The organism is Holdemanella sp. MSK.7.32 (assembly GCF_024460475.1).
Lineage (GTDB): Bacteria > Bacillota_I > Bacilli_A > Erysipelotrichales > Erysipelotrichaceae > Holdemanella.
The window spans coordinates 1-6,896 of sequence record NZ_JANFYN010000072.1; the positions used below are offsets into that span (position 1 = coordinate 1).

The following is a 6,896-nucleotide window of genomic DNA, read 5'->3' on the forward strand; positions in this document are numbered from 1 at the left end:
CATTACCCTATGTAATCTTATAGCGTATCTAGACCCCAACTATTTTTATATAGTCTTTTAAAAAAAAGTGGTTAAAGCCTAAAGGGGCTTTAACCACTTAATTTTGTTTATACTTTCTATTTGATGCGCATGGAATTAGTAACTGTTCACGATATTTTGTGATGGTTCTTCTAGAAATATGGATATTTTCTTTAGCTAATGCTTTCTTGATACTTTCATCACTGAATGGTTTTGTTTTGTCTTCCAATTGAATTAAATATTTAATTCTTTGTTTGATTTGTTCGGATGTGATTTCTTTAAATCCTGTGTGACAGAATAAATATTTGATTGGATAATATTTATTGTTGAATTCAAAACCTTTTTGATTGATAGCTCTCGATATAGTAGAGGCATGTAATCCACATTCTTTGGCTACCATTTCTAGAGTACAATAATTCAATAGACTATTTGAAATGAAGAAATCTTTTTGAATATGACATAGTGTATCCATGATTTGTAGTAGTGTCATGTTTCTTTTTTGAACTGTATTAAGCAGTTGCTTAGCCTCGTTTCTTAGTTTTCTTAAATCTTTAGTAAGATGATTCATATCATCAAATTGAATTGAATAGTTTTGGTTGATCCATTCAAAATGAAATTTATCATCATATATAACTTTGATTTCTGCTTGTAAGACGGGCGCATCTGTAGAATAGTTTGCCGCAGGCTTAGGGTTAAGGGTTTGAATGAAATGAAATCCTTCTTCAAGCTCATCAGGTGTAAGATCAGTTTCTTGTATAATTTTATCATAATTGTGGGATGCAAGCTCTTCAAGAAAATCACATAAAATAGTTCCTGTTCACTGGCTGGATTTTCACTAAGTTCACATTGTACTTTTAATGATTCCTTTAAATTTCTACAAAAACATCCGTGTGGCTCTGTTCTTTGAAGAATATAGATAGCTTTTTGAACTTGCATTTCAGAATAGGAAGAGATAGATGGAGATGTTTTGAAGTAACCATTTGAATCTAAAAGGCTAATTAAATATTGGTATAAATCTTCAGGTATTGTTTGGTTTGTACTTTTAAGTTCAGCTTCAATTTTGTCATATAAACTTTGTGTAGAATGATCATACTCAAGGAATGCATCTGCGTCAGCAGTATATGTTAGAAATGGGTTTGTCTGTGCTTGCTTGCATAAGTATTCTTTTAAGTCTTTTGTATTATAAGAAAGGATTTTAAGACTTTGTTCCTTTTGTGAATTAAAGGATTGTTTAATTTTAAGTTCTGGTTTGATTGTGATATTTTGCTTCATGGATACACTATATCATTCTTTTGAAAAAGTTGATAGAATTAAAGATAATAGTAATGAAAGGACGGATATTGATATGCGTGCAAAAATAGAATTGATTCGTGTTGATAATCGGTTGGTTCATGGTCAAGTTGGGGTAACTTGGGTCAATGCGTTGAACATAGATACAATTGTAGTGGTAGATGATGAGACGGCTATCAATGTATTTTCACAAAAAATGATGAAGACAATTGCGAAAGCTAGCAATGTGGATATTCGTTTTTATTCGATTGCGGACTTCATGCAGGTCTTGCGACATAATGAAAGCAATCAAAGATTATTTGTGGTTGTAAGAGATATTCAAACGGTTTATGAAATGTTTAAAAATGGATTAACTCCACAAACTGTGAATATAGGTAATATTCATTATGGAAGAGGAAGAGTACCCTTTAATAAGAAAATGTATGTATCCGAAGTGGATGTAGATGAGATTAATGAATTAATAGATCAGGGATTTCATTTTTATTATCAAGATGTACCTGGCACTTTAGATGAAATTATAGATAAAATTGATTTTGAACGATTGAAAAAGGTGAGAAAATGACGAGTAAACAACTGGTGTACGAGGAAATTAAGCAGCGTACTTTAGAAAATAATATTGAGGAAAATGAAATATTTACGGCGAATGATTTAGCAACTTCTTTGAATTTGAGTCGAAATACAGTTTCACAATATTTAAATGAAGGATTAAAAGACGAATCTATTGTAAAGGTGAATTCACGTCCCGTATATTTCTTTGATAAATCAGCATTGATCAAGAAATGGAATGTCCGTTTTATTGGAAATGAATTTGCGTCTTTTGATGTATTGAAGGCACAAAAGGAACATGATTTTGATCAATTGATTGGATACAATGGTTCTTTATCATCGATTGTTGAACAATGTAAAGCAGCCATGTGTTATCCGGATAATGGCTTACCTATCATGATTTATGGTCCCACCGGAACAGGTAAGACTTTGTTGGCAAATACGATGTACGACTATGCCTTGCATCAAGGTGTGATTGAATCAAATTCACGCTTTGTTTCCGTAAACTGCTCAGAATATGCGAATAACCCAGAATTATTAACTTCTAACCTTTTTGGACATGTAAAAGGAGCCTATACTTCAGCTGAAGAAGATCAGGATGGATTAATCAGTCTTGCGAATGGTGGTGTACTTTTTTTGGATGAGGTTCATTGCTTAAAGGCGGAATGCCAGGAAAAGTTGTTTCAATTCATGGATAAGGGGATTTATCATAAAGTAGGGGATAATGATAATTGGTATAAGTCAAAGTGTCGCTTGATTTTTGCGACAACAGAAAATCCTCAGAATGCCTTGTTAAAGACATTGCTTCGAAGAATTCCAATCACAGTGAGTGTTCCTTCATTAAAGGATCGTCCATTATTAGAAAAAAGAGAGTTGATTTATCGCTTACTTGAAGAGGAAGAGTCAAAGCTAGGAAAAGATATGTATATTTCAAATTTAGCTTATTCAACTTTTCTTGATTATGAGTTTAAGGGAAATATTGGTGAACTAAAAAACACCATTAAGGCGACTTGTGCAAAGGGATTGTTGAATCAGTCCTCTGATACTTTACAGATTCATTTGTTGGATCTTCCATCCTATTTTTTTGAAACAATCAAATCAATGCAGTTAAAGACGCATTCACGAGATAATGAGACTTTATTTTCGATACATGATTTAAAAGGAGAGTTAAAGCCGGTCATTCCTTTATTACAATTTTATGCGAAATTATTGAATGCATTTGAAGGGGAAGAGGATTTTTCTAAGGTTGTTGATCAAAGTAAAGTATTGATTCAAAATTTTATTGATTATTTGTTCTTTAAACAAAAATACACGTTGGGAACAACGAACGAAGTATATTTATTGAAAATTGTGGATAAGATCTATTCAATCGTGATGAATAAATATGCGTTTGTAGTGCCAAATAGTAAGATCAAAATGTATTCTAAATTATTTATGGAGTATGGTAAAGATATAACGGATACCAAGATTTGGATTGCTTCAAATTATGATTCAATTATGGCATTTTCAACGCAAGTTCGACGACAATTTCCTAGAGCCTACAGTATTGCTCAGGAAATTATTGAAAATATTGCTCTGAATCTAGATATTCAAATGGATGAATTTATGCAGGTCGTGATTACTTTGACGGTCGCAAACGATGACAAGATTGAACATAATGGAACGGTAGGATTGATTCTTTGTCACGGATATTCAACGGCATCAAGTATAGCGGATACGGTAAATCATATTTTGAATCAGCATGTGTTTGATGGAATGGACATGGAAGTACAAATTTCTATCGATAAGATGTGTTTGATGGTGGATGACTATTTGAGGCGAAAAGCACCTGTAAAAGAGTTGATGCTTATGGTAGATATGGGAAGTTTAGAAGATATTTATGAAAGAATAAACCCTTTATCTGATTGTAATATTGGAATAATAAATAATGTTTCTACAGCTTCTGCTTTAGAAGTGGGTAACTTGATGAAGCAGCATATGCAAGCTCGTCAAATTATTAAAACCATCAAAGAAAATTATGAGATGAGTTATCAATTTATTGAAAGTAAACAGAAGACAGAGGCTATATTGACAGTCTGTGCTACGGGATTTGGTTCAGCAAAGAAAATTGGCGAATTGTTAAAAAATTCTTTACCTAAATCAATACCTTTAGAAATTATTCCTTATGATTATCAATCGTTAGTTACACATGGTATAGAGGATAATATATTTTCAGAATATGATGTGAAAATGTTGATTGGTACATTGGATCCGAAGGTTCCTGGTGTTAAATATATGCCGATGGAAAATATTGTGACAAATGATGAGGTCCATTATTTGCATGAATTGATTGGAAAATATTTATCGGATGATGAACTTAGAATGTTTAATGAAAATATTGCCAAGAACTTTACTTTGGATAATATTGTAAATCATTTAACAATATTAAATCCTCAAAAAGTTATGGAGGATGTGGAAGAAATTGTATCTGAATTAGAAAAATTATTTAAATGTTCACTGGATATTACGACAAAAGTGGGCGTGTATGTGCATTTGAGTTGTTTGATTGAAAGGTTAATTTTACGTCAAGGAATTGCGGAATCAGAAGGAATGGAGGATTTTGCGAAGAAATATCCGGATTTGATTGAGAGTATAAAGGATATTTTTAGTGGCGTAGAATATAGATATAGTGTCGAAATTCCAATTCCTGAAATTCGATATTTACTGAATTATTTTAATTTTGATGAATAAATCAATGAAAAGCGTGTTCGACAATAGTTGGCACGCTTTTTGCTATTAAAAGAGTGAGAGGAGGCTGATATATATGCCGAATATACTTTTAACAAGAATCGATAATCGATTGGTTCATGGACAAGTAGGAGTTACATGGACAAAGACAATTGGAGCTAATCTTCTTCTTGTTGCGAACGATGAAGCTAGCCAAGACAAGATTCAGCAGCAACTTATGAGTGTTACTGCAAAATCATCTGGTGTAGGAATTCGTTTTTTCTCACTTGAGAAAACAGCTGCGATAATTGGTCGTGCAGCACCGAATCAGAAAATATTTATTGTCGCAAAAACACCACAGGATGTAAGAACTCTAATTGATAAGGGTGTTCCTATTAAAGAAGTAAATGTTGGCAACATGCACTTTTCAGAAGGAAAACATCAGTTAACTAAAAAGGTATATGTGGACGACCAAGATATGGAAGATTTGAAATACATTTCTTCAAAAGGTGTACATGTATATATTCAGGACGTTCCTGGAGACGTAAAAACAGAAATTTAGAAATTAGTAGAGGAGAGATATTATGCAGATTACATTAATGCAAGGTATCCTTTTAGCAATCATGACAATTATTGTTGGTCTTGATTTCTTCTTGGAAGCCTTCTTCGTGTTTAGACCTTTAATGGTATCTACATTTACAGGTATCATTTTAGGTGATGTTGTTTTAGGATTAAAGGTTGGTGCTTTGATTGAACTTGCCTTTGCGGGATTAACTCCTGCCGGAGGAACTCAGCCACCTAACCCTGTATTTGCCGGGTTGATGGGAACTGTGTTGGCGTATACTACAGGTTGTCAACCATCAGCTGCTCTTGGCTTATGTTTACCATTCTCATTCTTAGGACAATATTTAATTTTGTTCTATTATTCAGCTTTTTCATTCTTCATGGGAAAAGCAGACAAGGCTGCTTCTGAAGCAGATACGGGTGCGATTGCGAAAATTAACTTAACGACAATGGCAATCGTTTCTATTTCTTATGGTGTTGTAGCTTTCTTGTGTACATATGTTGCCCAAGAACCAATGAAGATGTTTGTTAATTCTTTACCAGAAGTCATTACTCACGGTTTAGAAGTTGCTGGTGGTATTTTACCAGCCGTTGGATTTGGTATGTTGTTACGTGTAATGATGAAAGCACAATACACACCATACTTTATTGCTGGTTTCTTAATGGCAAGTTTCTGCGATATGCCTAACTTATTGCCAGTTGCTTTGTTAGGTACAGTTTTCGCATTAATTGATTTCTTTGGTGCAAAACAACGCAAACAAGATATAGAAGAAGCTTTACAAAATGCTTCAATTGACAGCTTTGGAGGTGACGATAATGTCGGAATCTAAAAAATTAACTAAACACGATATTACCATGCTAGGTATTCGTTCTTCATTCTTACAAGCTTCATTTAACTATGAACGTATGCAAGCTTGTGGGTTCTTATGGTCAATGTTACCGGTATTGAAAAAGATTCATGGAGACGATAAAGAAGCGTTGTCATTAGCAATGACAGATAACTTGGAATTCATTAATACACACCCTAACTTAGTTGGATTCTTAATGGGATTGATGATGTCATTAGAAGAAGGTGGTGCAGATCACGATACTATTAAAGGTTTGAAATTAGCATTATTCGGACCAATCGCTGGTATTGGAGATGCGATTTTCTGGTTTACAATTTTACCAATCGTTGCCGGAATTTCTTGTTCATTTGCTTCTCAAGGATCAATTCTTGGACCAATCATTTTCTTCTTAGTATATTTAGCAATTTGGATCTTACGTATTGTGTGGACACATTTAGGATATAACTTAGGTACAAAATCAATTGATATTATTACTGAAAACTCTGATACAATTGCCAATGCAGCAACTATCTTAGGTATTACGGTAATTGGAGCTTTGATTGCTTCTTATGTATCCATTAACTTGTTGCCAGTCATCGAAGTAGATGGTGGAATCAAAGTTGCAGTACAAACAGAATTTTTTGATAAAATTTTCCCTAACTTCTTGCCAATGTGTGTAACATTATTGTGCTTCTGGTTGTTAAAGAAAAAACAAGTGAGTCCAATCGTATTGATCGTAGCAATCATCGTATTGTCAATTGTAGCATCAGCTATTGGATTACTATAATAAAGAAAAAAACTCTTAGTTTTCGCTAAGAGTTTTCTTTATGTTTTCTACATCTTCTTTAGTCGCAAGACCTACTTGGAAGGCACTTGCACTACCACAACATAAACCGTTGATAAAGGCTTTTGAGTAGTCGTTTGTTTCTAAATATCCGGCAAGGA

Annotated in this window: 6 protein-coding genes and 2 pseudogenes; 5 read left to right on the forward strand and 3 right to left on the reverse strand. The window is 33.5% G+C overall.

What is annotated here, in order from left to right:
- Window positions 1–97 precede the first annotated feature (97 nt).
- The 3 genes and pseudogenes from NE544_RS11365 to NE544_RS12355 form a co-directional block, all read right to left on the reverse strand.
- Window positions 98–586 (reverse strand): hypothetical protein, encoded by a 489-nt coding sequence (locus NE544_RS11365; protein ID WP_256269417.1) that lies wholly within the window; start codon window positions 584–586, stop codon window positions 98–100.
- A gap of 117 nt (window positions 587–703) precedes the next feature.
- A pseudogene (locus tag NE544_RS12350) lies at window positions 704–826 on the reverse strand (hypothetical protein); the annotation flags it as partial.
- 20 nt (window positions 827–846) lie between these two features.
- Window positions 847–1,290 (reverse strand): annotated as a pseudogene (locus tag NE544_RS12355) (hypothetical protein); the annotation flags it as partial.
- Between NE544_RS12355 and NE544_RS11375 the strand changes: the two are divergent.
- From NE544_RS11375 to agaD, 5 genes are all read left to right on the forward strand, one after another.
- Window positions 1,289–1,870: a PTS sugar transporter subunit IIB gene (locus NE544_RS11375; protein WP_256269419.1), complete on the forward strand. Its 582-nt coding sequence runs from the start codon at window positions 1,289–1,291 to the stop codon at window positions 1,868–1,870. The pseudogene NE544_RS12355 and the gene NE544_RS11375 sit on opposite strands and share 2 nt — an antisense overlap.
- Window positions 1,867–4,584: a sigma 54-interacting transcriptional regulator gene (locus NE544_RS11380; protein WP_256269420.1), complete on the forward strand. Its 2,718-nt coding sequence runs from the start codon at window positions 1,867–1,869 to the stop codon at window positions 4,582–4,584. Before NE544_RS11375 ends, NE544_RS11380 begins: the two co-directional genes overlap by 4 nt.
- A gap of 73 nt (window positions 4,585–4,657) precedes the next feature.
- A complete protein-coding gene (agaB, locus tag NE544_RS11385) occupies window positions 4,658–5,122 on the forward strand; it encodes a PTS galactosamine transporter subunit IIB (RefSeq protein WP_118011839.1) in 465 nt (154 codons plus the stop codon).
- A 22-nt stretch (window positions 5,123–5,144) separates the two neighbouring features.
- A complete protein-coding gene (gene agaC, locus NE544_RS11390) occupies window positions 5,145–5,954 on the forward strand; it encodes a PTS galactosamine transporter subunit IIC (protein WP_256269421.1) in 810 nt (269 codons plus the stop codon).
- Complete coding sequence (agaD, locus tag NE544_RS11395; protein WP_118116099.1) at window positions 5,941–6,738, forward strand: PTS galactosamine transporter subunit IID; 798 nt, start codon at window positions 5,941–5,943, stop codon at window positions 6,736–6,738. The genes agaC and agaD overlap by 14 nt, the downstream gene beginning before the upstream one ends.
- Window positions 6,739–6,896 lie beyond the last annotated feature (158 nt).

Bases quoted from the DNA above. Each gene is read 5' to 3' on its own strand.
- NE544_RS11365 (WP_256269417.1), bottom strand. From the start codon at position 586: ATGAATCATCTTACTAAAGATTTAAGAAAACTAAGAAACGAGGCTAAG.
- NE544_RS11375 (WP_256269419.1), top strand. From the start codon at position 1,289: ATGGATACACTATATCATTCTTTTGAAAAAGTTGATAGAATTAAAGAT.
- NE544_RS11380 (WP_256269420.1), top strand. From the start codon at position 1,867: ATGACGAGTAAACAACTGGTGTACGAGGAAATTAAGCAGCGTACTTTA.
- agaB (WP_118011839.1), top strand. From the start codon at position 4,658: ATGCCGAATATACTTTTAACAAGAATCGATAATCGATTGGTTCATGGA.
- agaC (WP_256269421.1), top strand. From the start codon at position 5,145: ATGCAGATTACATTAATGCAAGGTATCCTTTTAGCAATCATGACAATT.
- agaD (WP_118116099.1), top strand. From the start codon at position 5,941: ATGTCGGAATCTAAAAAATTAACTAAACACGATATTACCATGCTAGGT.